Below are 26,104 nucleotides of genomic sequence, written 5' to 3'. Positions count from 1 at the left end.
GAGCACCGCGCGGCTCAGCGCATCTTGCCGAGGATGGCCTGCATCTCGGTGGCGTCGAATGCCCGAAGCGTCTGGGTGTGAACGTTGCCAAGCGCGCCGACGCTCAGCCCGAACGCCGTCACCACGGTGTCATCCTGCGCCTCCAGCGTCAGCACGACGTCGTATTTGCCCAGTGTCCAGAACACATCCTTCACTTGCACGCCAAGTTGCGCGCCCAATTCACGCACGGCGGCGGCGCGTTTGGTCGTTTCCTTGACAGTGCGGATGCCCTGATCGGTGAAGCTTGCCAGCACGATGTAGCGGGTCATGGTGAGTCTCCGGCAACAAGTGGATGGGCGCCGTCGGCGCCGTGCCGGGTGTGGGCGTGAACCCCATCCGGCCGGGAGAGCGTGTGGACGGTGGTTCAGGGATTCGGCGCGAGTTCGCGCGGCGCTTCGTCGTTCACCCGAAGACGATGGCGGTGACGACGCTCGCCGGGAAATTCGGCGAAACAGCCTGAGCAATGCCGAAAGCACGCAAATTGCGAACCACCGGCGACCGGATGCGGTTCGTAGTCATTCCGTGCCCATTTCGGCGAATGCGATCCCGTGGTGTGGCGCGAGGTGTTGCAGAAATGAAGCGCCTTCCGCGCCGCAACCCGGCCTGTTGCCATCGCCATGTAACGGATGCGCTGCAACATGGCTGCCATTCTGGGTCAGCCAAGAATGTCTTTCATAAGAATCAAGTAGTAATCTTCCTGCCACATTTCTCATGCATCCTCCAGTCCGTCTCAAACAGGGAGGACACCATAATGAGAAGGATTTCCGTACTCGCGGCAGCCGCCATGTCGGTCGCCCTCGCGGCCTGCGGCGGCGATGACAACAATGGCAACAACGCCGGCACGACGCCGCCGATCGAGCAGCCACAAGGCGGCACCACGCCGACCAAGAACGTCGTATTTTTCCTCGGCGACGGCATGGGCATGACGACGTTGACCGCCGCGCGTATCTACAAGGTGGGCGAGGAAGGCGATCTGACGATCGACACGATGCCGGAAAGCGGCTTCGTCCGTACGTATTCGAACGACGCCCAGGTCACGGACAGCGCCCCGTCGATGGCCGCCTACATGACCGGCGTGAAAATGAACAACGAAGTCATCTCGATGACTCCGGAAACGAGCGCCGTGGACGCCAACGGCAAGGCCTATGTGTCGGGCGCTGACAGCACCTGCCCGGCGACGGGCAACGGCAAGAGCGTGCCGACGCTGCTCGAGCAGATGAAGGCTGCCGGCTACGGCACGGGCGTGGTCACTACCACGCGCATCACGCACGCCACGCCGGCGGCCACCTACGCCCACATCTGCCACCGCGACGGCGAGAACGCCATCGCAGCGCAACTGGTACCGAAGGGCGCCGGCTTCAACGGCGCGCTGACCGATGGCGTCGACGTGATCTTCGGCGGCGGCCGCCAGCACTTCCTGGCCACGACCGCAGGCGGCAAGCGTACCGATGGCCGCGATCTGGTCGGCGAGTTCAAGACGGCCGGCTATAGCTACGCTGCCAGCAAGTCGGACTTCGACAAGATCACGGCCAGCTCTGCCAAGGTGGTGGGTCTGTTCAACGCGAGCCACATGGATTACGACCTCGATCGGGATCCGGCGAAGGAGCCGAGCCTGGCAGAAATGACCGGCAAGGCCATCGACGTGCTGGCTGCCAAGAAGAAGGGCTTCTTCCTGATGGTGGAAGGCGGTCGTATCGACCACGCGCTGCACGAGACCACCGCCCGCAAGGCACTGCAGGACACCGCCGCGTTCGACGACGCGATCAAGGCTGCCATCGACAAGCTCAACGTAATCGACCCGGGCCTGAAGAACACGCTGATCGTCGTCACCGCCGACCATGACCACACCCTGGTCCTGAACGGCTACGCCAAGCGCACGGGCAAGACCAGCGATGCCAACCCCGGCGTGCTGGGTCTGGTCAAGGACTACGTGACTGGCTCTGCCAAGCTCGATTCGACCGGCAACCCGTTCTCGATCATCGGCTTCGGCAATGGCGAGAACCGTCCGGCCACGCGTACCGCGCTGACCGATGTGCAGGTCTTCGACAAGACCTATCACCAGGAAGCGGTGATTCCGATGCCCGCGGGTGGTGAAACCCACGGTGGCACCGATGTGTTCATCGGCGCCATGGGCAACGGGGCCACCAGCTTCACCGGTGTGATGGACAACATCGAGGTGTTCGGCCTGATCAAGAAGGCAATCGGACTCTGAGCCAACCCGCCATCACCGCACAACGGAATATCGACATGAAAATCACTACCCGTATCGGAATGCTGGCGGCCGCGGCGGCCAGCGCTTGCCTGACGATGCCCGCGGCGCAAGCCGCTGGCGAGGCCAAGAACGTCATCTTCTTCCTGGGCGACGGCATGGGCCCCGCCACCGTTACCGCATCGCGTATCTACAAGTACGGCGAGTCGGGCAAGCTGACGATGGAATCGCTGAAGCGCACCGCGCGCATCAAGACGTTCTCCAACGACGCGCAAACCACCGACAGCGCACCGTCGATGGCTGCCTACATGACCGGCGTGAAGATGAACAACGAGGTCATCTCGATGTCTCCGGACACGAAGGCGACCGCGCCGGGCACAGACGTCAACGGCAACAAGACCATCAACAACTGCCTGCCGACCAACGGTACTTCGGTGCCGACGCTGCTGGAACTGGCCAAGGCGCGCGGCAAGGCAACCGGCGCTATCACCACGACCGAGCTGACGCACGCCACGCCGGCCGCCACGTACTCCCACATCTGCCATCGCGATGCGCAGTACGACATCGCCGCGCAAGCGGTGCCGGGTGGCGCGGGTTTCAATACGGCGCTGGGTGACGGTGTCGACGTGCTGATGGGCGGCGGACGCAACCACTGGACGCCGTTTGACGCCACGGCCAACAAGAAGGGTCGTGCCGATGGCCGCAATCTGCTGACGGAGTTTGCCGCCAAGGGCTACGCCGTGGCCGCCACGCGCGACCAGATGATGCAGGCCAGCGGCAACAAGCTGATTGGTCTGTTCAGCACGACGAGCCATCTCGAGTACGAGATCGACCGCGTGGCGGGCAAGGGCGAAGGCGCTACCCAGCCGAGCCTGGCCGACATGACCGCCAAGGCGATCGAGCTGCTGTCGAAGAATGGCAATGGCTACTTCCTGATGGTCGAGGGTGGCCGTATCGACCACGCGCTGCACGGCACCAACGCCAAGCGTGCGCTGGAAGACACCATCGCCTTCGACGACGCCATCAAGCGCGCGCTGTCGATGGTTGATCTGTCGAACACGATCATCGTGGTCACCGCCGACCACGATCACACGATGACGATCAACGGCTACTCGCACCGCGGCAACCCGATCCTGGCCACGGCCACCGACTACAAGACCAAGAAGACCGCCCTGGCGGCCGACGGTCTGCCCTACACGACGCTGGTGTTCGGCAACGGTGGCACCCCGCGCAAGGCTACCCGCGACAACCCGTCGCTGGTGGACACCACCGCCAATGACTATCTGCAGGAAGTTGGCGTGAACCTGGGTTCCCCGGGTGCCGAAACGCACGGTGGCGGCGATGTGATGCTGTTCTCCACCGGCCCCGGCAGCGCGCCGTTGAAGGGCACCCTCGACAACACCAAGGTGTTCGGTGTGGTCAAGTCGGCCCTGGGTCTCTGATCCTCGTCGTACCCGACACGGGCGCTTCGCGTGCCCGTGCCATGACGCACGCCGGTTCGCCGGCGTGCGCTTTCCACTTTCAGCACGGCAATGATCAACATGAAGCAAGCCAGCATGAAACAAGCCGGCGTGAAGCAGGCAATCGGCCAGTTCGTTCTGCTGGCTCTCGGCATATGCGCCTCGTCGACGGCCCTAGCGGCCACGGCTACGGCCACCGATTCGGGTAAGCCGCTCGCGCTGCGCGTGCAGCACGAGCTGTCGGCACTCGGCAAGGATGGCGTGAAGCGTGATGTGTCGTTCGGCGAACGTGTCTATCGCAATGGTGACTCGGTCTGGATCGAGCGCGAAGTGCCGGCGAGCGTGCGCCACGCGCATGACGAGGCAGAACACGCGGCGGGCGACAAGGGACACAAGCACATGGATGTTTCGACGGCAGCGCGCTGGATCGAACGCAAGCCCAACGGCGAACTCAATGTGCGGCTCGTCAGCGACCAGATGCGCAAGACATTCGAGGTGCGCCAGGGTGACTACGGTAATATCGGCTTCGATGGCTCCTGGGCTGCGGCGAGCCATCTGCTCGACCCCGCCTTGCTCAAGACGATGAAGGCTAACGGCCCCGTACGCGACGGCGTGCAGGAATACACGGCCCGCCGCGGCGACGAGCGCGTGACGGTGCAATGGGATGTGGCCGGGCAGTATCCGCGCCTGGTGCAGTCGCTCAACACAAGCGGCACACAGAAGAAGATCACGCGTGTCACGTCGGTCGCGACGCCGGCGAGCGCGCCCTGGTCTCGCACACGCGGCTACGCGCAGGGCGATTATTCCGATCTGCTGGATTGAATCGACGATTGACTCGGTTATCCGCTGACGCGCCGGACAGCGCTGGGCGCTCAGCGGCCCGACGGGGTGCGAATCGACGTGGCGATATCGCGGCTCACCGAGGCGAGGGCGCGGTTATGCGCTGCGATGATCGCGTCGAAGCCATCGCTGGCAACGGCCTCGCGCACCACCGAGCGCCCGGCAATCGCCGGCTGCTTCCCCGGCGGCTGGATGGTCCACAGCGCATCCATCGACACGGCGACGGCCGGCTCCGAATCCAGACTCAGGATATCCACGCAGACACGCCAGGCCGGCATTGCATTCGAACCAGTATCGAAGACAGTCACTTGATCGGACCCCAGCATGGTTCTCAGATCGGCAGCGATGACCTGGGAGATTTCGGACTTGAGCGGCTCGGCCCAGCGTGCGAATTCGTTGACCTTGACTTCATTGGCCGAGACACGTGTCACGATCTGAGGCCGGTCGACCAGATCCGGGATTGTCACCGGCCCGACGACGACACGGATTGGCGTCGCGGTGGAGGCACGTTCCACGGTGTTGTCCGGATCTAGCGTGTAGAACCGCGATTTCGGCGAGCTGCAGCCGGCCAGCAGCCCGATGAGCGCCACGGATGCCACGCTTGCGGTGGCGATCGACCTTGTCATGCGTTTCATGGCTTGTCCTCCGCTTTGCCGCGTATCAGCGCTTCGGGGTGCTGCTCCAGATAGTCGGCAAGCGAGCGGAGCGCGGCGGCCGTACGGGCGAGTTCCTTCATGGCGTCCGCCGTGTTCTGCTGCAGCGCCGAGTCGGGGCCGAGCGCGGTGTTGGCGGAGTCGAGCGTGGAGCGTGCCGATGCCAGCGTGTCGCGTGCTTGCGGCACGAGCTCCGAGTCCAGCCGCGTCAATAGCGAGGTCGCGTTGCGAAGCATGTCCTTGGTGTTCTGACCGATCTGCGCAAAGGGCACGCTGTTCAGTTGCGCGACAACGCGTGTCAGGGACTGCTGCAGCGACTGCAGATCGCCCTGGATGGACGGAAACTCCGGCGGGTTTTCGTTCCAGTTGATCTTGGCCTTGGGTGCGTTGGGGAAGAAATCCAGCGCGATATAAAGCTGCCCGGTCAGAAGGTTACCGTTCCGCAACTGCATTCGGAGCCCTTGGGAGACCAGGAAGTCGCCAAGCTCGCGGGGCGTTTCGGTCACCGGGCCCGCGCCCGCACCGGTGCGGTAACGCGACGTGAACCGTCCTGGGTAGAAGTTTATTTCCACCGGGATGCTGAATTTGCGCGTAACCGGATCGTAGCGCGTGTAGATGCCGGTGACCTCGCCGATCACGATGCCCCGGAACTCGATCGGAGCGCCAACGGCCAGTCCGCGCACCGTGTCCGTGAAATTGACCACGTAGTGATGTACGACGCTGTCCTGGCGCTTGAGTGCGGTGACACGGTCATGGAACAGTGCGAAGGTCGATCCTGCCGCTGCAACGGGTTGGTCCTGCGATTCGTACGGGGTCTCGAAGCCGATGCCACCGATCAGGATCGACACCACGGACTGGGTGTTCACGCGCAAGCCACCCGTATCGAGCGACACGTCAACGCCGCTGGCGTGCCAGAAGCGTGTGCCCTGCTGCACGAACCGGTCGTACGGGGCATTCACGAACACCTTGAGCGTGACGCCACGCCCGTCGGAGTCGAGGTCGAACGCGGTGATCTGTCCCACCTGAAGGCGGCGGAAGTAGACCGGGGAGCCGACATCGAGCGAGCCCACGTCCTCGCTCTTTAGCGTGAACTCGCGGCCCGGCACGTCGCTGGTGAATGCGGGCGGCGTCTCGAGCCCGACAAAGTCGTGGCGCGTCGCCGTCGCCGTGCCGGCATCGGTGGCGATGTACGAACCGGACAGCAGTGTGCCGAGGCCGGAAACGGACCCGCCCGAGATGCGCGGCCGCACCACCCAGAAACGCGTGTTGTCGACAAGCAGGCGTCCGGCGTCCTTGGCGATCTCGGCGGTCACCACCACGCGCTTGCTATCGGGCGAAAGCGCCACCGACTTGACCAAGCCGATGTCGACGTCCTTGAACTTGATCTTGGTCTTGCCGGCCTCCAGGCCCTCGCCGGTCTTGAAGCTGACGGTGATCGTCGGTCCCTGTTCGATCACGGCCTTCACCGCGAGCCAGCCGCCGATCAGCACGGCGATGATCGGCACGAGCCATATGAGCTGCAGGCGCCAGCGCGAGCGCGATGGCGACTTGGCGACGGCCTCGGGGAAGTCCGGGGTATCGGGGTCCTGGCCTGGACTGGTCATGGTTGATGCTCCGCTTCATCCCAGATCAGCCGCGGATCGAATGTCATCGCGGCGAACATGGTCAGTACCACCACCGCGCCGAAGGCGATGGCGGCGGGGCCGGCCTGGATCGTGGCCAGGGCCTTGAATTGCACCAGTGCGACGAGCACGGTGATTACGTAGATATCCAGCATCGACCAGCGGCCGACGAACTCCACCACGCGATAGATCTTCGTGCGGCGCTTCGGCGCGGAGGTGGAATGAAACTGCGTGGAGAAGGCCAGGTAGCCGAGCGCGAGGATCTTGAGCATCGGCACGGCAATGCTGGCAATGAACACCACGATCGCGAGCAGCCACGATCCTGACGTCCACAGGTATGCGACACCACTCAGGATCGTGTCGTTCTCCGCGCCGAACAGCGAGCTCGTGTACATGACGGGCAGCACGTTAGCGGGGATGTACAGCACGACGGCGGAAATCAGCAACGCCCAGGTGCGTGTCAGGCTCGCGGGTTTGCGGCTATGCAGCGTCGCGCCGCATCGCGGGCAGGCCAGCGCATGGTCGCGCGTGTGGGCGCTGGTCAGCAATCCGCAATCGTGGCACGAAAGCAGGCCACAATGCGCCGCCGTGATGGGGCCCGAAACGATTGGCGGTTCCAGGTGCGGGCGTGCGCCGCTGGTTGTGCGCACATCCGAGAATCGGACCCATAGCGAATGCGGGTCGAAGGCGGTATGGGCCCCGACCAGCACGAGCATTAGCGCGCCGAACGACCACAGCGCGACGCCGGGCACGACCGACGCGATGTGCGCGAGCTTGACCAGGGCCACCAGCAGGCCAAGGATCAGCACCTCGGTCATTCCCCAGGACTCGGCCTGATGGCAGAGCCTCAGCACCTGAGGCGCAAACCAGGGCTTGCGGCCCAGACGCAGCGGCAGCAGTACCCACAACATGCCCACCGTCTGCAGTACCGGCATCACGATGGTCGTGATCAGGACCAGGATTGCCAGCGGCCACATGCCGCCGTGAAACAGCACGCGCACTGCGCCAGCGAGTGTCGTTTGCACCAGCGTGCCGCTGACGGAGAGACCGACGATCGGATAGAGATTCGAAATGCCCAGCAGCACCAGCGCGCCGAGCGCGAGGGCCAGCGCCTGCTCCAGGCCGTCAGGGTGGTTGCGGGCAAGTTCGGCGTCGCAGCGGCAGCATCGCAGCGTGCCCTTGATGGGCACGGGCAATGCGCGCTGGAGCAGGTCGCATTCGGGGCAGGCGATCAGATCGGTGCGGGTCATGCGCCACCTCCGTGACGTGTTCGGCCTTGACGATCCTGCTTTGCCTGTTGACATCGCCGGTGCCGGAGTGGCTTCCTGGTCCTTTCCGCTTTGTACAGGCGTCAAGCCACCAGCGGCTCGTGGGAGCCACTGCAGCTAAGCCTATCAATCGACGCCTGGATCGGGTAGGGGACTTTGGTCCAGCATCGCCGGGCTACGCACGGGATATGCCCGGCGTAATCGGCGTAATCGGCGAGAGAAACAGCATGGATCAGCGCCCGGAGCGCTGATCCATCTGCCCCAGCACGTGCCGCGCGTGTCCCGAGCAGTCTTCGTCGTCGGCAAGGTTCTCGATGTCGTGGGCGAGCGCGAGCAGGTCGCGCCGGGTGCCAGCCAGCCGCTGTTCCAACAATTCGATCTCGCCGGCCTTGCGCCGCAATACCTCGATCAGTTTTTCGCGCGGCCAGTCATTGAGACGGGTCGGAAGGATGGCGCGGATTTCGTCGAGCGAGAAGCCGGCGTTCTGGGCCCGCAGGATGATTTCTAGCCGTGTCAGCGTTTCCGGGGCGTACTCACGGTAGCCATTGGCCTGCCGCTGTGCCGGCTGGAGCAGACCGCTTGCCTCGTAGAACCGAATGCGCGAGGCGGCCACGCCGCTCAGGCGTGCCAGTTCTCCAATCTTCATCTGCAGTGTTCCGGGGGACTTGACATTAAAGTTGACTTTAAGCTTAGGGTTACGCAGTCGTCAACGCAATGCGCAAATGCCTGCGAACCCCAGCCATGAAACTGTTCACGCCCCTTACCCTGCCCAACGGCGCAGTCATTCCCAACCGCCTGGCCAAGGCCGCCATGGAAGAGAACATGGCCGATGCGGACCATGCGCCATCTGACGCATTGCTACGCCTCTACGAAGCCTGGGCCGCGGGAGGCGCTGGCCTGATGCTTACGGGCAATGTCATGGTCGATCACCGGGCGATGACCGGACCGAATGGCGTCGTGCTGGAGAACGACGCCCATCTGGATCGCTTCCGGCAATGGGCGCGGATCGCGCGCGCCCACGGCGCCCACGTCTGGATGCAGATCAACCACCCCGGCCGCCAGATGCCCGCCGCGCTGGGGCAGACCACGCTGGCGCCGTCAGCGGTTCCGCTGGAACTGGGCGCGCTGTCCAAGCAGTTTCCTGTTCCCAGGGAGATGACCGCAGCCGACATCGACGATGTGCGCGAACGCTTCGTCCGCAGCGCGCAACTGGCCGAACAGAGCGGCTTCACTGGGGTGCAGATCCACGCGGCCCATGGCTATCTGCTCAGTCAGTTCCTGTCGCCGCTGGCTAACCGGCGACAGGACCAATGGGGTGGCCCGATCGAGAACCGCGCGCGTCTGCTGCTCGACATCGTACGTGCGGTGCGGCAGGCGGTGTCGCCGGCTTTTGTGGTGTCCGTCAAGCTGAACTCGGCCGATTTCCAGCGCGGGGGATTCAGCACCGATGACGCGAAGCGCGTGGTCGAACTGCTCAATCCGCTCGGCGTCGATCTGGTGGAACTGTCGGGCGGCAGCTACGAAGCCCCGGCCATGCAAGGGCAGGCGCGGGATGGGCGCACGCTCGAGCGCGAGGCGTACTTTCTGGCCTTTGCGCGTGATATCGCAGCCATCGCGCAGATGCCGCTGATGGTCACGGGTGGTATCCGCCGCCGCGCCGTGGCCGACCAGGTGGTCGATAGCGGCATTGCGATGGTTGGCATCGCCACCGCGCTGTCCATCGATCCCAATCTGCCGCGCGATTGGTTGGCGGGCAAGAACAACGCGCCCGCGCTCCGCCCGATCACATGGAAGAACAAGGTGCTGGGTTCGCTGGCCAACATGGCCGTGGTCAAGTTCCAGCTCAAGCGGCTTAGCCAAGGACGCGGCACGCATCCACGGGTCTCCCCGCTCAGGGCACTGGTCATGCAGCAAATGGCCAACGCCTGCCAGACAAGGCGTTACAAGCGCTGGATGATGGGGCGGGAGTTGGGCTGAGGGTAAGGGGCTGGCCCACTATCGCCCCTGATTCACGGCTTCGAATCCGGCGACGAGTGCATCGAGCAGATGGCGCACGGCGGGCACCATGCCGCGCCGCGTCGGAAAGATCGCGTGCACGAGCCCACTTGTCGAGGCCAGTTTGGGCAGCAGATGCAGCAGCCGGCCAGACTGCAGATCTTCTTCGATGAATTCCCTCGGCAGCATGGCCACGCCGACGCCGAGCATCGCGGCGATTCTCAGGCTTGCGATATCGTCCGTCGCGAGTCGGGGGCGATGGGCGAAAGCCTGCTCCTTTCCGCCGGCATCGACGAGATTCCAGACGTATCGCTCGTTATTGCTGGCCATGGCAATGGTCGGCCAGTCCTGTAGCGACTCGATCGAGGCCGGCGGGGCGTGCAGCCTTGCCAGTTCCAGACTTGCGACGAGGACGAACGTGGACAAGCCCAGTTGCCGGACCGCGAGGTCGGTGTCCTCCAGCGGCGCAGGCCTGACGCGGATCGCGAAGTCCAGCCCTTCCTCGATGACGTCGACGCGACGATTGGTGGCGTCGACAAGAACCTGCACCTGTGGGTTGTCGCGCACGTAACGGGATATGGTCTCGGCGACGCCCGAGCTGAGAAGCGCAACCGGGCAACTGATCCGCACGGTGCCCTGTGGCTGCGAGCGGGTCTGGTCGACGATCTCCTTGGCGGCCCTGGCTTCGGCCACCACCGCAAGGCAGTGCTGGTGAAAGCGTCGCCCGGTCTCCGTCAACGACAGGCTGCGGCTGGTGCGGTTCAGCAGGCGCACGCCAAGCGCCTCTTCCAGCGCGCGGATGCGCCGGCTCAGTTTCGATGTCTGCTGGCCAAGGCTACGGGCGGCGGCAGTGAAGCTGCCGCGATCCACCACTTCGGCGAACAGCCGAAGGTCATTGAGGTCCGGGATCTGATCCATGTGAGGAGGCGCTTCAGGATGATCAGATCATCCTACTGGTGGCAACGATGCTTTGCAAACTCGGACATTTCGCCGATGTCGTTGCTTGTCTAGCATTCATCCCAACCAGAGATCACGTTAGTTCATGCGGGTCGATGGGTGAGCCGGCCGATTGCGGACGGCCTGACCGAGGGGATGGAAATGCTCGTACACCGGCGTTGGGAATCACTGGATGCAGCCGATCATGGCTGGCTCCGCGCGAAGCACCACTTCCAGGTCGATGCCGCTGGCAACCCCGCGCATCACCCGCTTGGCTCGCTGATTGTCTGGAATGACGACGAGATTGCGGTCGGTGCCGGCTTTCCGCTTCATGGGCACCGCGACATGGAGATCGTCACGTATGTCCGCCAGGGGACGCTCGAACACCGCGACACGCTGGGCTCCATCGGCACGATCCGGGCGGGAGAGGTCCAGGTGATGAGTGCGGGCCGTGGCATTCGTCACGGCGAGTCCAACCGCGGCAGCGAGCCGCTCAGGCTCTATCAGATCTGGCTGCTGCCGCGCGAACGTGGCGGCGACCCGCGATGGGAGACCCGGCCTGTTCCCGAGGCAGGCCGATCCGGACGCTTCGCGGTACTGGCCAGTGGATTCCCCGGCGACGGCGACGCGCTGCCGATCCGTGCGAGTGCTCGACTTCTCGCCGCGACGCTCGGGCCCGGCGATCGCCTCACACATTCATTCGCTCCACACAGCAACGCTTACCTCGTGGTGGCTTCGGGACGTATCGCCGTGGATGGCGAGTTCGTCGGGCTACGCGATGGGGTGGCGATCACGAATGCTGCATCCATCGACGTCGCGGCGCTTGAACACTCTGAACTGGTGATGGTGGAAACCCGTTGAGAGTCACTTGATCCATCCACCTCGAAGCATTTTCGTCTGAAAGGACATGACCATGGAACACAACAAGTACTACCCGCTACTCGGCCGCATCATGCTCGGTGCGCCATTTCTCATGAGCGGTCTCGGAAAACTGGCCGCATATGGCGGCACCGTTGGCTATATTTCCGCAGTCGGCCTGCCTGTGGCACCGCTGGCGTACCTGATCGCGGTGGCGGTCGAGGTGGGCGGCGGCATGATGCTGTTGTCGGGCTATCAGGTGCGTGCGGCGTCGCTAGTGATGGCGGCATTCTGCGTGGCGACAGCCGTTTTCTTCCATCACAACTTCGCCGATCAGAATCAGATGATTCACTTCCTGAAGAACCTGATGATCGCGGGCGGCCTTTTGCAGATCGCCAGCTTTGGCGCGGGCGCATGGAGCCTGGACGCGCGTCTTGCGGGGCCGGCGTCGCACAAGACGGCGTTGCGGGCGAACTGATATCGGCGATTGCTTGGCAAGCATGACGAATTGCCTGCAGGAGGCAACCAATGCAGAACAGTATTCCAACGCTGTTGCGGCGCAATCTTGAAGAGGTCTTCGGCGAAATCGATCCGGCGCGCAGGCGCCGCGCCATCGACGACATCTTCACTGACGACAGCGTGTTCTACGATCCGAACAGCGGTATCCATCGTGGCCGCGACGCGATCGACAGGATTGCAGGTGTTATTAAGGCGTCGCATCCGGACTTCCGGTATCAGCCGATTGCCGAGCCCGAGGTGGCGGGGGACGGCGGGCGCATTCGATGGGTATCGGGGCGTCCTGGCGAAGCGCCTGCCTATGCGGGCACCGACTTCATCGTTACCAGGGACGGCCGCATTGTTGCCGTTTATCTCTTCTTCGACGAACTGCCTTGAGTCGTGGCGCGCCTGCCTCAAAAGGCTGATGCTGCCGAATCCCTCCGGCGTTGCCGGAACCATAGAAACCTCATGAAGGAGTCTGCAAATGTCCAAGGTCCTGGTGCTGTATTACTCCACCTACGGGCACGTGGAAGCCCTGGCGGAGGCGGTCGCTGAAGGCGCTCGCGCCACCGGCGCTACCGTCGACGTCAAGCGGGTACCGGAAACGGTGCCGGCGGCGGTAGCCGAGGCCTCCCACTTCAAGGTCGACCAGAAAGCGCCGGTAGCCACGGTAGAGGATCTGGCTAACTACGACGCCATCGTGGTCGGCACACCAACGCGCTTCGGGCGCATTTCCTCGCAGATGGCGGCGTTTCTCGATCAGGCCGGTGGCCTGTGGATGCGCGGCGTGCTGAACGGCAAGGTCGGTGGCGCTTTCACGTCAACTGCCACTCAGCACGGCGGGCAGGAAGCCACGCTGTTCTCGATCATTGCCAACCTGCTGCACTTCGGCATGACCATCGTCGGTTTGCCGTACAGCCATCAAGGGCAGATGACGCTGGATGAAATCGTCGGCGGGTCGCCGTATGGCGCGACGACCATTGCTGGCGGACAAGGGCAGCGTCAGCCGAGCGCCATCGAACTCGAGGGTGCGCGCCACCAGGGCGAACTGATCGCGAAGACCGCGAACAAGCTGTTCGGCTGAGGATGTGCATCGCTAGCTGAGCGGCCTGCCGGAGGCAGTCGGACAGGGGGCGCCTTGCCGTGCGTCGCTTCCTTTTCGCCCATGGCGGGAAGGAAGCGACATGCGTTCCCGGCGCGCTCGGGTGCTAGAAGTTATGCCGCATGGCCAGCGCGAAGGTCTGTGGATCGGCGCCGGCCTTCACGCCCAGGCCGTTGATGGCGAAGTCATAGAGGGCGTTCCGCTTGTTGTTGATCCGGCTGTAGTAGGTATAGATCGACGTGCGCTTGGAAAGCGGATAGTCGTAGCCAACAGTGATCTGCGTGGCGCCGGTTTCGGGGCCGGCATGGAATGAACCGATTGTCTCGGTCGCATTGCCCGTGCCGTTGCTGGCGAACGTGAAGCCGATCTTCACGCTGCCGGGGCCGAGCTTCTGGACCAGTGAGGTGTAGTAGCTGTTGCGCGTCAGGTCACCGGTGGCCGTGCGATAGTGCAATCGCTCGTACACCAGGGCGATCGTCGTCGTGGGGAACTGGTAGGAGACGCCGACCTTCATGCCATCGTCGTTACGGCCGGCGGTCTGATAGTGCTGATGGATCTCGTAGGCCATCGACACACTGAGCGGGCCGTGTTCGTACGCACCCGCGAACGAGTACAGCGCCGGATTGCGCGGCACGCTGATCTTCTCTTCCGGCAGGCCCCAGGTCATCGCGCCGCTTAACCCGTGCCATTGCGGCGACTGGTAATGCAGGGAGTTCTGCTGGCGCCGGTCGAACGAGTTGGTGTTCTGGACGTTGTCCGTGGTGGCGGCCGCGCCATTGCCCATGATCGACATATAGCCGGCGGTGGTCGGGTAGTAGGGGTCGAGGGTCTTGGTCGAAGTGGTATAGGCCGTATCCCAGTTGCCCATGAATACGGTGCCATACGGGCTGGCCATGCCGAGCCGCGTGTCGCGTGCGGCGATCTGCCCCGCGCCGGTGTCGATCGACAGCGTGCTCTCGACCTGCCAGATGGCCTTGAGCCCATACCCGAGCGCTTCCTCGCCGCGAATACCGAAGACGGACCGGTTGTTGGTCAGCCGCGCAGTGCCGCCCAGGTGGGTGCCGTCGGTCGCGGTGGAGGCTGACGCGTACTCGACGGCCGTATTGAGTCGCCCGTAAATCACAACGGATGACTGGGCGTTGGCCGTGCCGACCAGGCAGGTGGCCGAGGCCGATAGCGCCGCTATCGTCGCCAGGGGGCGCATCCAGTGCCACACGCCAACTCTTGTCATCTCGCGCTCCCCCGTTGGTTTGATTCCTATAGTAGTGAAGCGTCGCACGGACGGGAATCGACGCTGATCGATAGAGGGACCATTAGAAGGGAATCATGGCGCTCGAGAACCAGAAACCTATTCCGACCAGCATGCACGGCGGTGTGCTGTCGTTTGTCGCAGGCTTTGTCGATGTGGTTGGCTTCATCGCCCTGTTCGGGCTGTTCACGGCCCACGTGACCGGCAACTTCATCATGATCGGCGTGGAGTTGACCGGGAACTCGGACGGATTGGCGACCAAGCTGCTGGCACTGCCGGCCTTTGTCGTCGCAGTGGCCGCCACACGTGTGCTCGAGTCGAATTTCGCGAGACGCCAGCGTCCCGTGGTTGCGCTGCTGCTCGCCATCGAATGCTTGTTCCTGCTGCTGTTCATCGGCACCGGGCTTTGGGCGAAGGCTGGCGCTGGCCTGACTGCCAATGCATTGCCGTCCACGCTTGCGGGAATGCTGGCCGTGGTGGCCATGGGTATCCAGAACGCGTTGTCCCGTACCGCGCTGGCCGATCTGGGGCCAACCACCATCATGACTGGCAACACTACCCAGGTCGTGATCGATCTCGTCGATCTGACTTCCGCCAGCCCGGAACAGACCGGGGCGATCGTCACGCGGCTGCGCAAGATGCTGCCAGCCGTAGTGGGGTTTGCCGCCGGCGCGGTGCTCGGCGCGCTTGCCTATCAGGCGGTCAGTTTCTGGTGCGTCTTTCTGCCGGTGCTGCTGCTGGCGGCGGTGTGTCGCCAGCGTTGGCCCGGCAGGGTGGCGCTGGCCTGAATCGAGGTTCGCCTGCCGTCGAAATTTTGCCTTTTTAGTTTGAAATATTTTGGTGTACCATCCGCATACATTAACGTCGTCAACGTATGCAAAAAATGGAAGCCAATAAGTTTCGCCCGCTGGCTGGCGTAAAAGTGCTTGAGTTGTCACAGATTCTGGCCGGCCCCACCTGTGGGCTGATGCTTGGCGATCTCGGGGCCGACGTGGTCAAGATCGAGCGATTTCCCGCCGGGGACGACGCGCGGAAGTACCGCCGGCAGGGCGACAGCGGATTGCCGCCTTCCTTCCTGATTGTCAATCGTGGCAAGCGGTCGCTCGGACTCGACCTGCGCAAGGAAGAGGGCAAGGCGGTGCTCAAGCGGATGGTTGCCCAGGCCGATGTGCTGACTGAGAACTTTCGTCTGGGAGTGATGGAGAAACTGGGCCTTGGCTACGACGTGCTGCGCGAGGTGAATCCGGCCCTGATCTACTGCTCGATCACCGGATACGGACGGACGGGGCCGCTCGCCAGCAAAGGTGGTTTCGACCTGATTCTGCAGGCGTTCTCGGGGCTCATCAGCGTGACAGGAGAGCCCGGCCGCGACCCGGTCAAGCCGGGCATGTCGATCGCCGACGTCAATGCCGGCATCCTGGCCGCATTCGGTATCCTGGCGGCGTACATCAACCGGCTACGCACGGGCGAGGGCTCGCGCGTCGAGACCTCGCTGCTGCAGGCATCGATGCAGCAGCTTTACTGGTACGCGGCGGCCTACTTCTCGACCGGGGCGATTGCGAAGCCGGTCGGCACGGCGCATCCGCTCATCGCGCCTTACCAGGTGTATCAATGCGCTGATGGCGGTATCGCGCTCGGGGGCGCCAATCAGACCAACTGGGAGCGCATCGCCGATGTGCTGGGCCATCCGGAGTGGAAGGCCGATCCGCGTTTCGACAGCGCGGCGGAAAGACTCGCGCGCCGTGCCGAGCTCGAACTGCTGATCACCGATGTCCTGAAGGGCGCGCCGGTGGCGACGTGGGTGGAGCGATTCGATGCCGTGGGGGTGCCTGTCGGCCCGGTTCAGAACGTGGCGCAGGCACTGGAGCATCCGCAGGCGAAGGCAGTCGGGATGGTCGTGGAAGCCCGCAAGCCAGGCGGCGGCATGACGCGCGCGCTGGGGCTACCCGTCCTGTTCGACGGGGGCAACGCCAGTTCGACCGGCCCGGCCCCCGCGCTGGGCGAGCATTCCAGTTCAGTGCTGCGGGAGTTTGGATTTGCCGCGGGAGAGATCGAGGACCTGCTGCGCAACGCCGTGGTCCACGACTGCGCTCATCCGGTCGCGGCGTGATGCGCGTGAGGTGTTTACGGGCGACGTCCGCGGCCGACCGCCGCGCCATCGTCGGGCATCGCCGCGATCATGTCGGCATAGACATTGCCGCCCGCGGAGATGTGCCGGACCATCGCTTCGGCGGCGCCATCCTCGTCGCCAACCTTGATCGCGTCGAGCACGGCCTTGTGCTCGGCCAGCGATGCGCGAACGCGCGCGGGGTGCTCGAAGCGGTAGTCCCGCATGCCACGCATCCGCGCGCGCATGGTGCGGATCTGCTTGGCCAGGATGTCGTTGCGGCTGCCCTCGTAGAGCACGCCATGGAATTCGTCGTTGGCGGCGCGGTAGGCCTCGGCATCTCCCTGCGCGGCCGCGCACGCTTCGTACGCGGTCGCCAGCGCGTCACGCTCCGCCGGCGTCATGCGGCGCGAGGCGAGGCGGGCGGCAAGCGATTCCAGCTGGACCAGGATCTCACTCAGCGCGACGTAGTCGCGCAATGTAATCGACGACACGATCGCGCCCTGGCGCGGCACCAGGGTGACGAGTCCCGCCGAGGCGAGCTGGATCAGAGCCTCGCGCGCGGGCGTGCGGGACACGCCGAAACGGTCGATCAGTTGCTGTTCATCGATCTGGGTGCCGCTCGGCAGGTGCCCGGACAGGATTTCCTGCTCTATCTCGGACCTGATGGTCTCGGTGCGGCTCTTCTTTTCTTCCGACATGCCTGTGTTCATCGCTGTAGATGTGGCGATTCTACGCTGCTGCCGGCGCTTGCTGACCGTCTTCCGGCTCGGAATTCGATCTTTTTCGCCGTTTATGTACACATAACGTCAGCTTGTGCATGCATGGATTTGCTGCGTGAGCGCCCTTATGTCTCTACGCCTTTACACACCTTCATCCCCAAACCTTCCATGACCGACACATCCGGATTGCCCTCGCTCGCCATCGAAGGGCGAGTCGCCACCATCACATTCCAGCGCCCCGACGTCGCCAATCGCCTTGGGCCCGATGACCTTGACGAGATTCATCGCCATATCGAAACGGTGAACGCCAGCGAAGCGCTCGTCCTGCGGATTCGTGGCACTGGCAAGTACTTCTGCAGCGGCTTCGATATCGGCAAGCTCGCGGCGGGTCAGCGTGGCTCGGGCTTTGAAGAACTCGTCAACGCGGTCGAGGACTGCCGGCCCGTCACCATCGCCGCGCTAAACGGTGGTGTCTATGGCGGCGGCACTGATCTCGCTCTCGCGTGCGACTTCCGCGTAGGCGTACCGACAACGGACATGTTCATGCCCGCGGCGCGTCTCGGCCTGCATTTCTACAAGCGTGGCATGGAGCGATACGTGACCAGGCTCGGCCTGGACACGGCCAAGCGGCTCTTCCTGACCGCGGCCCGGCTCCAGTCGGACGAACTGCTGCACTGCGGTTTTCTGACATCGCTGGTCGACGCTGCCGACCTCGACGCGAACGTCGATGCGCTGAGCGAAACGGTCGCCAGCATGGCGCCGCTCGCGGTGCTTGGCATGAAAAAACATCTCAACCGGATTGCGCGGGGCGTGCTCGATGTCGAGGAACTGGCTGTCGACGTTGCACGCGCCGCGCAATCGGCTGACATCAAGGAGGGCGCGCTGGCCTGGAGGGAAAAGCGCAAACCAAGGTTCCAGGGCAACTAGTCCAGGGAGCCGGCTTTCATCAGTAGAACCGAAATGGAGACAGAAGCATGAAGATTGCGAAGGCATCGAGGGTATGCATCGCCGCCGCGTTGCTGGTGCCGATGACGCTGGCGTGGGCGCAGGGTCCTGCCGCGTATCCAACCAAACCGATCCGGCTGATCGTCGGTTTCCCGCCGGGCGGTGGTGCGGACGCTGTGGCGCGCATCGTCGCGGAAAGAATGTCCCGGGACCTGGGGCAGAGCATCATCATCGACAACAAGCCCGGCGCCGGCACGACCATCGCGGCGGAAGCGGCAGCCCGTGCCGAGCCCGATGGCTATACGGTCTTCATGGGTAGCGCGAACCTCTTCGGAGCGGACAAGGTCCTCTACAAGAAGATTCGCTACGACGGGCAGAAGGACTTCACGCCGATCTCGCGCTGGACCATCGCGCCGATGATCCTGGCGGTGAATAACGATATCGGTGTGAAGTCGGTGCAGGAACTGATCGCCAAGGCGAAGCAGAATCCCGGCAAGTACTTCTATGCGTCGTCCGGCAGCGGCGGGGCGCCGCATATGGCTGGCGTCTACTTCAACAAGCTCGGCGGCACGCGGATGGAGCACGTGCCGTTCAAGGGCGGCGCGCCGGCGGTGACGGCCGTGATTGCTGGCGATGCGCAGATGATCTTCGCCACACCGCCGTCGGTGCTGCCGATGGTGGAGACCGGCAAGCTCAAGGCGCTGGCTGTGACGTCGGAGAAGCGGTCGACGTTGCTGCCGAACCTGCCGACGGTGTCGGAGAGTGGCGTCAAGGGCTACGACTTCACGTTCTGGTTTGGGTTGTTTGGCCCGGCCAATCTGCCGCCCGATGTGGTGCGCAAGCTCTTCACCGCAAGCCAGAAGGCATTGAGCGATCCCGAGGTGGTGCAGAAGCTTGCGGTGCAAGGCAATGAGGCGCTGCCTTCTGCGTCGCCGGACGAATTCCGCAAATGGGCGTTGGCGGAAGGGGCCAAGTCCAAGCAATTGATTGAGCAGTCTGGCGCACATCTGGACTAGGCTGGGCGGAGCCGGGCCGCCAGGCCCATGGCCAATGGCGGAAATAGTGACGATTCAGGCGTTTGACTTTTTAAGACGACTGGTCATATTATTTCCGCCATGGCTCGTACTTCAGACAAGACCGACATTCCGAACCGCCTGACCAAGGCGGGTCGCGAACTGTTCTCCCACCACGGCTACAACGCCACCGGCATCCAGCAGATCACCGATCACGCTGGCGTGCCGAAGGGCTCGTTTTACAACCACTTCGAAAGCAAGGAAGCGTTCGCGGCAGCGATCATCGCGGAATACGCCGATTATCTGCACCGGTCATGGGAAGCCATGATGGAGGACGCCCCGCCCGAGCCGATGGCGGCGATCCGCTATGTCTTCACGCGGATGATTGCCTATCACGAATGCTGTCCCACGCAGGCGGGTTGCCTGATCGGCAACTTCGCTGCCGAGATCGCCTTGACGAGCGATACTTGTCGGGCCGTGCTGCAGGACGCCCAGTTCGCCTGGCGCGAACGGCTGGCCGGCATGATCAGCCTCGCCCAGGCGCATGGTGAAATCCGTGCCGATATCGCGTCAGCCGAGCTCTCGGGGCTCGTCTGGGATACGTGGGAGGGCGCCTTGCTACGTATGAAGATTGAACGCTCGGTTGCCCCGCTGCGCCGCAGCGTCGACCTGATGTTCGACCACCTGTTCCAGCCGGCCGCCGCGGCCGGCATCCACCACAGTCCAACCTTGGAGTAAGTCATTTATGGGTGCACAGACCGAAGCATTCCTCACCGAAGCCCTGTTTCAGCCGATCAAGCTGGGCCGTATCGAACTCGCCAACCGCATGGCCATGGCACCGCTCACGCGCAGCCGCGCCGATGACGATCTGGTGCCGACCGAGATGGTGGTCGAGTACTACCGCCAGCGCGCCAGCGTCGGCCTGATCATCGCCGAAGCCACGCAGGTTTCGGAGACTGCCCAGGGCTACACGAACACCCCCGGCGTCTATACGCCCGAGCAGATCGCGGCCTGGAAGACGGTGACCGACGCCGTGCACGCGCAAGGCGGCAAGATTTTCCTGCAGATCTGGCACACGGGTCGCATGTCGCACTCGCATTTCCAGCCGGACAATCAGGCACCGGTGGCGCCTTCGGCCATTGCGGCCAATGCCAAGACGTATATCAACGGCCAGGGCTATGTCGAATGCTCGCTGCCGCGCGCGCTGGAAGCTTCGGAGATTCCGGAGATCGTGAATGACTTCCGCGTCGCCGCGGCCAACGCGATCAAGGCTGGCTTCGATGGCGTCGAAGTGCATGGCGCGCACGGCTATCTGCTCGATGCCTTCCTGCGCGATGGCACGAACAAGCGTACCGACGCCTACGGCGGTAGCATCGAGAACCGCGCCCGCTTCCTGCTTGAAGTCATGGCGGCGGTGACTGCCGAAATCGGTGCCGATCGCGTGGGTGTCCGACTGGCGCCGGTGTCGCCGGTCAACGACGCGGTGGAAAGCAATCCGCAGCCGCTGTTCGAGTACGTCGTGCGTGAGCTGGAAAAACTCCATCCGGTGTACATCCACGTGGTCGAAGGCTACACGGGTGGCCCGCGCGACAATGTGCCGTTCGACTACGAGGCGCTGCACCGCCTGTACTCGGGCGTGTGGATGCTCAATAACGGCTACAGCAAGGAAATGGCCGAGGAAGCGATCCGCGCCGGCCGTGCCGACATGGTCTCGTTCGGCCGCAAGATGATCACCAACCCCGACCTGCCGCGCCGCTTCCGTGAGAACCAGCCGCTGAACAGTCCGTTCGAGGACGCGTCGCTCTACGGCGGTACTGGCCCGCACGGCTACGTCGACTATCCGGCATTGGCCTGATCTTCGGTCTCGCGCGCTCTACGGGCGGGTTTGCATCCGGACCTATGTCCGGATGTCCATAGGTCCTTACGTCCTTAGAGGCGCTATCACAATGAAGCGAAGCGGTTCTGGCTAGGGTGAAGCAGGGGTTTCGGCTCGTATGCGAGCCGCCTGCGGAACGGCATGTGCCTGCGAGCACATGCGCGCCCTGCAAGGGCGCGGCCGCAGACAGTACAAGTGGACCGGCCAAGGCCGCGCAACGACGCCAGAATCATTTTGATAGCGCCTCTTAGGTCCGGAGGGCCGCAAGCTTGACGTAGAGCGTGCTTCTTGAAATCCCCAGCGTTCTGGCGGCCTTTGAAAGGTTGCCGCGCGCATCGTTGATGGCGGCGCGTATCGCCTGCCGCTCCAGATCGTCGAGGCGGCCAGACGCTGCCGACATCGGCATCGGGGCCGGTGCCATCGCGTCTCCGGCCGGTCCGGATTCGACTAGGGAGGACAACATCGACACATCGATGCCATTGTTCTCGCCGAGCGCGAACATCACCTCGAATACGTTCTGCAGTTCACGAATATTCCCGGGCCAGCGATAGCGCACCAGTGTCTGATAGACCGACGGTTCGATCTGCTTCGGCGCGCACCCGTACTTGCGCGCGAGCTTGTGGTTGAGGTGATCGACGATGGACTCGATATCGCCAGGCCGGTCGCGTAGGGCCGGAAGCTGCAGACTGACCGCGCAGAGACGGTGGTACAGATCCTCGCGAAAGCGCCCGGCGGCAATCTCCTTCTGCAGATCGCGGTTGGTCGCGGCGACAAGTCGGACCGATACCTGCCGCTCCCTCGTATCCCCCAGGCGAACCACCACGCCATCCTGCAGCACACGCAATAGATGCGGCTGCATGTCGAGCGGCATCTCGCCGATCTCGTCGAGGAACAGCGTGCCGCCTGCGGCCTGTTCGAATTTTCCCGGATGGCCGCCGCGACGCGCCCCCGTGAAGGCGCCTTCCGCGTAGCCAAAGAGCTCGCTGGCCAGCAATTCGCGCGTCAGGGCGCCGCAATTCACGGCAACGAATGGACCGTCGGGCCGCTTGCCAGACCGATGCAACGCGCGCGCGAACAGCTCCTTGCCCGCGCCGGTCTCACCGACCAGCAGCACGGGCAGATCGAGCGACGCGATACGGCGGGCGCGTGCCTTGGTGGCGGCGAGAATTTCGCTCTCGCCGATGATCTCGGTGAACGCGTCATCCGTTGTCACCGCAGTCGGGGTGGCGGGGAGTGAAATGCTGGTCCGGCCCGGGCGTGCCGCGAGTGGAATCACGAGCATCGTGCCGAGCAGTCCTTCGCGATCCTTGACCGTGTGAAGCCATTCGGGCCGCAGCCAGCCCGGGCGCTGATGTATTTGATCGCCTTCCGGCAGTGTGAGATCGAGCCCTGGTATCGCGTTGCCGGTCTCCAGCGCGAAACATACGCCATGGGCATCCCGCGCCGCCTGCGCGCGGCCGTGGATACGAACGACACGGCCGCGGAAATCGGCAAGGACCACGCAGTCGCTGGCATAGCGCACGAAATCATCGATGGAGCGGGCTAGCAGGCGCTCGTGCATCGCCATGTCGCGCCGCGCCAGTTCGCTCTCGATCTGCCGGGCCGCCGCCACCACCAGACCGAGGGTGTGCCCGTGGAATGACTCCTTCACCCCCGATACATCAACGACGCCAAGCAGGTGACGTCCGAACGGATCGAGTATCGGCGCGGCGGCGCAGGTCCAGCGTTTGACGTCCCAGCAGAAATGCTCGCTGGCATGGATCTGCACCGGCGCGACGGTGGCGATTGCGGTGCCGATGGCATTGGTGCCGATCACTTCCTCGCTCCAGCATCCGCCCATGGCAAGGTTGACTTCCTCGCCGACGCTGCGCACGCGGGTCGAGCCATTGAGCTGAAGGATGGTGCCGTCGGTGTCGCTGAGCATGATCAGCGTGCCGCATTCGCGCAAGATGTCGCGCAGGCCTTCGAGCGCCGGACCCGCTGCGTCGCAGAGGTCGCGGTTTTGCGTGCGCAGTTGTCGAAGGCGATCGTCGGCGGCGCCCGGCGCCGAATGCAGGGTCGGGTCGACAGCTTCGGAACGACACCGCTGCCAGGAAGCGAGGACAACTCTGCGCACACCGTCCCCTTCATGTGGATGATGGGGATGGTCCCGCAGGAAGCGTTCCCAGGCCGAGGCCACGACAGGTTCGTCGCTGATGCGGGGGACCAGAGTGCCGTAGTGGGTGAACGGCATGGGACGATCACTCTCAGTTGATTCCGGCAACCGTAGCCCCACGCTTTTCGCAAGTCAACAATTCTCTTTGCAATCAAGGGTTTGTGCTGTGCAGCAGGGGCGCGAAAGTGTCCGGATTCCGGACACTTTCGCGTAGGCGTCCGGAAACTGCACAGCTTCGGGCGATGTTTGCCCCATGCCCGAACCCCCAAGTCGGCGCCGGCAAGGCATTGATTTCAATCACATGTGATCGGCTCCTGCAGGTGCCAATGCCGCCTGGCATGTCCCTTGCCATGAAGGGTGTGTGGGAACTCCCACGACGATGACACCAATGACAGGAGACAACATGCAACCCCACTCCACCGTACAGGTGATGGGCATCGATGCAGGCGGCACGATGACCGATACATTCTTCGTGCGCTCGGACGGCCGGTTCGTGGTCGGCAAGGCGCAGAGCAACCCCGGCGACGAATCGCTGGCCATCTACAACTCGTCGGAGGATGCGCTGGCGCACTGGGAGCGCACCGTGGACGACGTCTACCCGGAACTACTGACCTGCGTGTACTCCGGCACGGCCATGCTCAACCGCATTCTTATGCGCAAGGGCCTGGACGTCGGCCTTATCTGCAATCGCGGCTTCGAGCAGATCCATTCGATGGGGCGCGCGCTGCAGAGCTATCTGGGCTACGCGCTGGAGGACCGCATTCACCTGAACACGCATCGCTACGACGAACCGCTGGTGCCTGTCTCGCGCACGCGTGGCGTGACCGAGCGCACCGATGTGCAGGGCAAGGTCGTCATTCCGCTGCGGGAGGAAGAAGTCCGGCAGGCCACGCGGGAACTGGTGGAGGCCAAGTCGCAGGCGATCGTCATCTGCCTGCTGCAATCCCACAAGAACGAGTCCAGCGAACAACGTGCGCGCGACATCGTGCAGGATGAACTGGCGAAGCTGAAGGTCGATGTCCCGGTGTTTGCGTCGGTGGACTATTACCCGTCGCGCAAGGAAAGCCACCGGATGAACACCACCATCCTGGAGGCCTACGGCGCGGAGCCCTCGCGGCAGACGCTGAAGAAGGTCAGCGACCGCTTCAAGAAACACGGTGCCAAGTTCGATCTGCGTGTGATGGCCACCCATGGCGGCACGATCAGCTGGAAGGCGAAGGAGCTGGCGCGGACGATCGTGTCGGGGCCGATTGGTGGCGTGATCGGATCAAAGCTCCTGGGCGAGGCGTTGGGCGACGAGAACATCGCATGCTCGGACATCGGCGGCACCAGCTTCGACGTAGCGTTGATCACCAAGGGCAACTTCGCGATCAAGTCGGATCCCGACATGGCGCGCCTGGTGCTGTCGCTGCCGCTGGTGGCGATGGACTCCGTGGGCGCGGGCGCTGGCAGCTTCGTGCGGCTGGACCCGTACAGCAAGTCGATCAAGCTCGGGCCCGACAGCGCCGGCTACCGCGTGGGTACCTGCTGGCCGGAGAGCGGGCTGGATACGGTCACCGTTTCCGACTGCCACGTGGTGCTCGGCTATCTGAACCCGGAGAACTTTCTTGGCGGTGCGATCAAGCTCGATGTGGCACGCGCCCGCCAGCACATCAAGGCACAGATCGCGGACCCGCTCGGGCTGTCGGTCGAGGACGCGGCGGCGGGGGTCATCGAATTGCTGGACCTTACGCTGTCGGAGTACCTGCGCGCCAACATCAGCGCCAAGGGCTACAACCCGGCCGAGTTCACGTGCTTTTCTTACGGCGGCGCGGGCCCCGTGCATACCTACGGATACACCGGCGGCGTCGGTTTCAAGGACGTGGTGGTGCCGGCCTGGGCTGCCGGCTTCTCGGCCTTCGGCTGCGCCTGCGCGGACTTCGAGTATCGCTACGACAAATCGGTGGATCTCGGTGTCGCGCAGTTCGCGCCGGACGGCAGCAAGGAGACCGCGTGCCGGATCCTGCAGGAGGCGTGGTCGGAACTGGCCGTCAAGGTGATTGAGGAGTTCCGGGCCAATGGCTTCGATGCCAGGGACGTCGTGTTGATCCCGGGCTACAAGATGCAGTACATGGGGCAGCTCAATGATCTTGAGATCGTCTCGCCGGTAGCCACTGCGTCGTCCGCCGAGGACTGGGACCGCATCGTCGACGCGTTCGAGAACACCTACGGCCGCGTCTACGCCAGTTCGGCACGCTCGCCGGAACTGGGCTTCTCGATCACGGGGGCCATCCTGCGCGGCATGGTGGTCACGCAGAAGCCCGTGCTGCCAGAGGACCCGGACGCCGGTCCAACACCGCCCAGGGAGGCCTACCTGGGCGTACGGCCTTTCTACCGCCACAAGACATGGATGGATGCCGCGCTCTGGAAGATGGAGTCGCTCAAGGCCGGCAACCACATCGTGGGTCCAGCCATCATCGAATCCGACGCCACCACGTTCGTGGTGCCGGGCGGCTTCGAAACCACGATCGACAAGCACCGCCTGTTCCATCTCAAGGAAGTCAAATAAGGAGACACA

The 26,104-nt window shown here is 63.9% G+C and carries 25 protein-coding genes; 15 read left to right on the top strand and 10 right to left on the bottom strand.

All coding sequences use genetic code 11. The features are described from left to right. Positions 1-14: 14 nt before the first annotated feature. Both WD006_RS16825 and WD006_RS16820 read right to left on the bottom strand, forming a co-directional pair. Complete coding sequence (locus WD006_RS16825) at positions 15-308, bottom strand: GYD domain-containing protein (RefSeq protein WP_008644323.1); 294 nt, start codon at positions 306-308, stop codon at positions 15-17. Between the two features lie 95 nt (positions 309-403). Then, positions 404-679 (bottom strand): hypothetical protein, encoded by a 276-nt coding sequence (locus tag WD006_RS16820; protein ID WP_141192919.1) that lies wholly within the window; start codon positions 677-679, stop codon positions 404-406. A 111-nt stretch (positions 680-790) separates the two neighbouring features. Between WD006_RS16820 and WD006_RS16815 the strand changes: the two genes are divergently transcribed. The 3 genes from WD006_RS16815 (at position 791) to WD006_RS16805 (ending at position 4,530) form a co-directional block, all read left to right on the top strand. Then, complete coding sequence (locus WD006_RS16815; protein WP_011518578.1) at positions 791-2,251, top strand: alkaline phosphatase; 1,461 nt, start codon at positions 791-793, stop codon at positions 2,249-2,251. A gap of 35 nt (positions 2,252-2,286) precedes the next feature. Beyond that, entirely contained in the window at positions 2,287-3,690 is a 1,404-nt protein-coding gene (locus WD006_RS16810) for an alkaline phosphatase (RefSeq protein WP_011518579.1), read from the top strand. A 99-nt stretch (positions 3,691-3,789) separates the two neighbouring features. Beyond that, positions 3,790-4,530: a hypothetical protein gene (locus tag WD006_RS16805; protein WP_080710375.1), complete on the top strand. Its 741-nt coding sequence runs from the start codon at positions 3,790-3,792 to the stop codon at positions 4,528-4,530. Positions 4,531-4,580: 50 nt separating this feature from the next. On the opposite strand, the gene WD006_RS16800 is transcribed toward WD006_RS16805, so the two are convergent. The 4 genes from WD006_RS16800 to WD006_RS16785 all read right to left on the bottom strand — a co-directional run bounded on the left by WD006_RS16800 (position 4,581) and on the right by WD006_RS16785 (position 8,737). Next, positions 4,581-5,183: a PqiC family protein gene (locus WD006_RS16800; RefSeq protein WP_029309355.1), complete on the bottom strand. Its 603-nt coding sequence runs from the start codon at positions 5,181-5,183 to the stop codon at positions 4,581-4,583. Further along, positions 5,180-6,805 (bottom strand): intermembrane transport protein PqiB, encoded by a 1,626-nt coding sequence (locus WD006_RS16795; protein ID WP_029309356.1) that lies wholly within the window; start codon positions 6,803-6,805, stop codon positions 5,180-5,182. Before WD006_RS16795 ends, WD006_RS16800 begins: the two co-directional genes overlap by 4 nt. Further along, on the bottom strand, positions 6,802-8,073 hold the full coding sequence (locus tag WD006_RS16790) for a paraquat-inducible protein A (protein WP_011518583.1): 1,272 nt from the start codon (positions 8,071-8,073) through the stop codon (positions 6,802-6,804). Before WD006_RS16790 ends, WD006_RS16795 begins: the two co-directional genes overlap by 4 nt. A 250-nt stretch (positions 8,074-8,323) precedes the next feature. Next, complete coding sequence (locus WD006_RS16785; protein WP_011518584.1) at positions 8,324-8,737, bottom strand: MerR family transcriptional regulator; 414 nt, start codon at positions 8,735-8,737, stop codon at positions 8,324-8,326. A 95-nt stretch (positions 8,738-8,832) separates the two neighbouring features. On the opposite strand from WD006_RS16785, the gene WD006_RS16780 reads away from it, so the two are divergent. Next, complete coding sequence (locus WD006_RS16780; protein ID WP_029309357.1) at positions 8,833-10,068, top strand: NADH:flavin oxidoreductase/NADH oxidase family protein; 1,236 nt, start codon at positions 8,833-8,835, stop codon at positions 10,066-10,068. An 18-nt stretch (positions 10,069-10,086) separates the two neighbouring features. On the opposite strand, the gene WD006_RS16775 is transcribed toward WD006_RS16780, so the two are convergent. Beyond that, entirely contained in the window at positions 10,087-11,004 is a 918-nt protein-coding gene (locus WD006_RS16775) for a LysR substrate-binding domain-containing protein (protein WP_029309358.1), read from the bottom strand. 180 nt (positions 11,005-11,184) lie between these two features. Here WD006_RS16775 and WD006_RS16770 point away from each other — a divergent pair, with 180 nt between their 5' ends. The 4 genes from WD006_RS16770 to wrbA all read left to right on the top strand — a co-directional run bounded on the left by WD006_RS16770 (position 11,185) and on the right by wrbA (position 13,462). Beyond that, positions 11,185-11,883 carry a pirin family protein gene (locus tag WD006_RS16770; RefSeq protein WP_029309359.1) on the top strand — a complete coding sequence of 233 codons (699 nt, stop codon included), beginning with the start codon at positions 11,185-11,187 and terminating at the stop codon, positions 11,881-11,883. A gap of 52 nt (positions 11,884-11,935) precedes the next feature. Continuing rightward, a complete protein-coding gene (locus WD006_RS16765; protein WP_011518588.1) occupies positions 11,936-12,358 on the top strand; it encodes a DoxX family protein in 423 nt (140 codons plus the stop codon). Positions 12,359-12,408: 50 nt separating this feature from the next. Then, positions 12,409-12,774: a nuclear transport factor 2 family protein gene (locus WD006_RS16760; protein WP_011518589.1), complete on the top strand. Its 366-nt coding sequence runs from the start codon at positions 12,409-12,411 to the stop codon at positions 12,772-12,774. Positions 12,775-12,862: 88 nt separating this feature from the next. Then, a complete protein-coding gene (gene wrbA, locus WD006_RS16755; RefSeq protein WP_011518590.1) occupies positions 12,863-13,462 on the top strand; it encodes an NAD(P)H:quinone oxidoreductase in 600 nt (199 codons plus the stop codon). Positions 13,463-13,586: 124 nt separating this feature from the next. Here the strand turns inward: wrbA and WD006_RS16750 are convergent, their stop codons facing one another. Then, the gene (locus tag WD006_RS16750; RefSeq protein WP_029309360.1) at positions 13,587-14,711 is read right to left on the bottom strand and encodes a porin; all 1,125 of its coding nucleotides are present in this window, start codon (positions 14,709-14,711) and stop codon (positions 13,587-13,589) included. A 95-nt stretch (positions 14,712-14,806) separates the two neighbouring features. On the opposite strand from WD006_RS16750, the gene WD006_RS16745 reads away from it, so the two are divergent. Both WD006_RS16745 and WD006_RS16740 read left to right on the top strand, forming a co-directional pair. Further along, on the top strand, positions 14,807-15,517 hold the full coding sequence (locus WD006_RS16745; protein WP_011518592.1) for a YoaK family protein: 711 nt from the start codon (positions 14,807-14,809) through the stop codon (positions 15,515-15,517). Positions 15,518-15,612: 95 nt separating this feature from the next. After that, complete coding sequence (locus tag WD006_RS16740) at positions 15,613-16,839, top strand: CaiB/BaiF CoA transferase family protein (RefSeq protein ID WP_104669924.1); 1,227 nt, start codon at positions 15,613-15,615, stop codon at positions 16,837-16,839. Between the two features lie 14 nt (positions 16,840-16,853). On the opposite strand, the gene WD006_RS16735 is transcribed toward WD006_RS16740, so the two are convergent. Beyond that, complete coding sequence (locus WD006_RS16735) at positions 16,854-17,537, bottom strand: GntR family transcriptional regulator (protein ID WP_011518594.1); 684 nt, start codon at positions 17,535-17,537, stop codon at positions 16,854-16,856. Positions 17,538-17,726: 189 nt separating this feature from the next. On the opposite strand from WD006_RS16735, the gene WD006_RS16730 reads away from it, so the two are divergent. The 4 genes from WD006_RS16730 to WD006_RS16715 all read left to right on the top strand — a co-directional run bounded on the left by WD006_RS16730 (position 17,727) and on the right by WD006_RS16715 (position 21,371). Beyond that, the gene (locus WD006_RS16730) at positions 17,727-18,485 is read left to right on the top strand and encodes an enoyl-CoA hydratase/isomerase family protein (protein ID WP_011518595.1); all 759 of its coding nucleotides are present in this window, start codon (positions 17,727-17,729) and stop codon (positions 18,483-18,485) included. Positions 18,486-18,532: 47 nt separating this feature from the next. Further along, the gene (locus WD006_RS16725; RefSeq protein WP_029309361.1) at positions 18,533-19,519 is read left to right on the top strand and encodes a Bug family tripartite tricarboxylate transporter substrate binding protein; all 987 of its coding nucleotides are present in this window, start codon (positions 18,533-18,535) and stop codon (positions 19,517-19,519) included. A gap of 99 nt (positions 19,520-19,618) precedes the next feature. Continuing rightward, positions 19,619-20,254: a TetR/AcrR family transcriptional regulator gene (locus WD006_RS16720; RefSeq protein WP_011518597.1), complete on the top strand. Its 636-nt coding sequence runs from the start codon at positions 19,619-19,621 to the stop codon at positions 20,252-20,254. A 7-nt stretch (positions 20,255-20,261) separates the two neighbouring features. Then, the gene (locus tag WD006_RS16715; protein ID WP_008644290.1) at positions 20,262-21,371 is read left to right on the top strand and encodes an alkene reductase; all 1,110 of its coding nucleotides are present in this window, start codon (positions 20,262-20,264) and stop codon (positions 21,369-21,371) included. Positions 21,372-21,639: 268 nt separating this feature from the next. Here WD006_RS16715 and WD006_RS16710 read toward each other — a convergent pair whose 3' ends face one another. Continuing rightward, the gene (locus WD006_RS16710; RefSeq protein ID WP_029309362.1) at positions 21,640-23,625 is read right to left on the bottom strand and encodes a sigma-54-dependent Fis family transcriptional regulator; all 1,986 of its coding nucleotides are present in this window, start codon (positions 23,623-23,625) and stop codon (positions 21,640-21,642) included. Positions 23,626-23,950: 325 nt separating this feature from the next. Here WD006_RS16710 and WD006_RS16705 point away from each other — a divergent pair, with 325 nt between their 5' ends. Then, positions 23,951-26,095 carry a hydantoinase/oxoprolinase family protein gene (locus tag WD006_RS16705; protein ID WP_029309363.1) on the top strand — a complete coding sequence of 715 codons (2,145 nt, stop codon included), beginning with the start codon at positions 23,951-23,953 and terminating at the stop codon, positions 26,093-26,095. The last annotated feature ends 9 nt before the right edge of the window (positions 26,096-26,104 follow it).

It is taken from the genome of Cupriavidus sp. Met-2 (genome assembly GCF_049843575.1).
GTDB lineage: Bacteria > Pseudomonadota > Gammaproteobacteria > Burkholderiales > Burkholderiaceae > Cupriavidus > Cupriavidus metallidurans.
Note: the sequence above shows the minus strand (reverse complement) of the source record. Positions and strands in the feature narration are given on the sequence as shown.

Excerpts from the sequence above, each read along its gene's own strand:
- WD006_RS16825 (WP_008644323.1), bottom strand. The coding sequence starts at position 308 with ATGACCCGCTACATCGTGCTGGCAAGCTTCACCGATCAGGGCATCCGC.
- WD006_RS16820 (WP_141192919.1), bottom strand. The coding sequence starts at position 679 with ATGTTGCAGCGCATCCGTTACATGGCGATGGCAACAGGCCGGGTTGCG.
- WD006_RS16815 (WP_011518578.1), top strand. The coding sequence starts at position 791 with ATGAGAAGGATTTCCGTACTCGCGGCAGCCGCCATGTCGGTCGCCCTC.
- WD006_RS16810 (WP_011518579.1), top strand. The coding sequence starts at position 2,287 with ATGAAAATCACTACCCGTATCGGAATGCTGGCGGCCGCGGCGGCCAGC.
- WD006_RS16805 (WP_080710375.1), top strand. The coding sequence starts at position 3,790 with ATGAAGCAAGCCAGCATGAAACAAGCCGGCGTGAAGCAGGCAATCGGC.
- WD006_RS16800 (WP_029309355.1), bottom strand. The coding sequence starts at position 5,183 with ATGAAACGCATGACAAGGTCGATCGCCACCGCAAGCGTGGCATCCGTG.
- WD006_RS16795 (WP_029309356.1), bottom strand. The coding sequence starts at position 6,805 with ATGACCAGTCCAGGCCAGGACCCCGATACCCCGGACTTCCCCGAGGCC.
- WD006_RS16790 (WP_011518583.1), bottom strand. The coding sequence starts at position 8,073 with ATGACCCGCACCGATCTGATCGCCTGCCCCGAATGCGACCTGCTCCAG.
- WD006_RS16785 (WP_011518584.1), bottom strand. The coding sequence starts at position 8,737 with ATGAAGATTGGAGAACTGGCACGCCTGAGCGGCGTGGCCGCCTCGCGC.
- WD006_RS16780 (WP_029309357.1), top strand. The coding sequence starts at position 8,833 with ATGAAACTGTTCACGCCCCTTACCCTGCCCAACGGCGCAGTCATTCCC.
- WD006_RS16775 (WP_029309358.1), bottom strand. The coding sequence starts at position 11,004 with ATGGATCAGATCCCGGACCTCAATGACCTTCGGCTGTTCGCCGAAGTG.
- WD006_RS16770 (WP_029309359.1), top strand. The coding sequence starts at position 11,185 with ATGCTCGTACACCGGCGTTGGGAATCACTGGATGCAGCCGATCATGGC.
- WD006_RS16765 (WP_011518588.1), top strand. The coding sequence starts at position 11,936 with ATGGAACACAACAAGTACTACCCGCTACTCGGCCGCATCATGCTCGGT.
- WD006_RS16760 (WP_011518589.1), top strand. The coding sequence starts at position 12,409 with ATGCAGAACAGTATTCCAACGCTGTTGCGGCGCAATCTTGAAGAGGTC.
- wrbA (WP_011518590.1), top strand. The coding sequence starts at position 12,863 with ATGTCCAAGGTCCTGGTGCTGTATTACTCCACCTACGGGCACGTGGAA.
- WD006_RS16750 (WP_029309360.1), bottom strand. The coding sequence starts at position 14,711 with ATGACAAGAGTTGGCGTGTGGCACTGGATGCGCCCCCTGGCGACGATA.
- WD006_RS16745 (WP_011518592.1), top strand. The coding sequence starts at position 14,807 with ATGGCGCTCGAGAACCAGAAACCTATTCCGACCAGCATGCACGGCGGT.
- WD006_RS16740 (WP_104669924.1), top strand. The coding sequence starts at position 15,613 with ATGGAAGCCAATAAGTTTCGCCCGCTGGCTGGCGTAAAAGTGCTTGAG.
- WD006_RS16735 (WP_011518594.1), bottom strand. The coding sequence starts at position 17,537 with ATGTCGGAAGAAAAGAAGAGCCGCACCGAGACCATCAGGTCCGAGATA.
- WD006_RS16730 (WP_011518595.1), top strand. The coding sequence starts at position 17,727 with ATGACCGACACATCCGGATTGCCCTCGCTCGCCATCGAAGGGCGAGTC.
- WD006_RS16725 (WP_029309361.1), top strand. The coding sequence starts at position 18,533 with ATGAAGATTGCGAAGGCATCGAGGGTATGCATCGCCGCCGCGTTGCTG.
- WD006_RS16720 (WP_011518597.1), top strand. The coding sequence starts at position 19,619 with ATGGCTCGTACTTCAGACAAGACCGACATTCCGAACCGCCTGACCAAG.
- WD006_RS16715 (WP_008644290.1), top strand. The coding sequence starts at position 20,262 with ATGGGTGCACAGACCGAAGCATTCCTCACCGAAGCCCTGTTTCAGCCG.
- WD006_RS16710 (WP_029309362.1), bottom strand. The coding sequence starts at position 23,625 with ATGCCGTTCACCCACTACGGCACTCTGGTCCCCCGCATCAGCGACGAA.
- WD006_RS16705 (WP_029309363.1), top strand. The coding sequence starts at position 23,951 with ATGCAACCCCACTCCACCGTACAGGTGATGGGCATCGATGCAGGCGGC.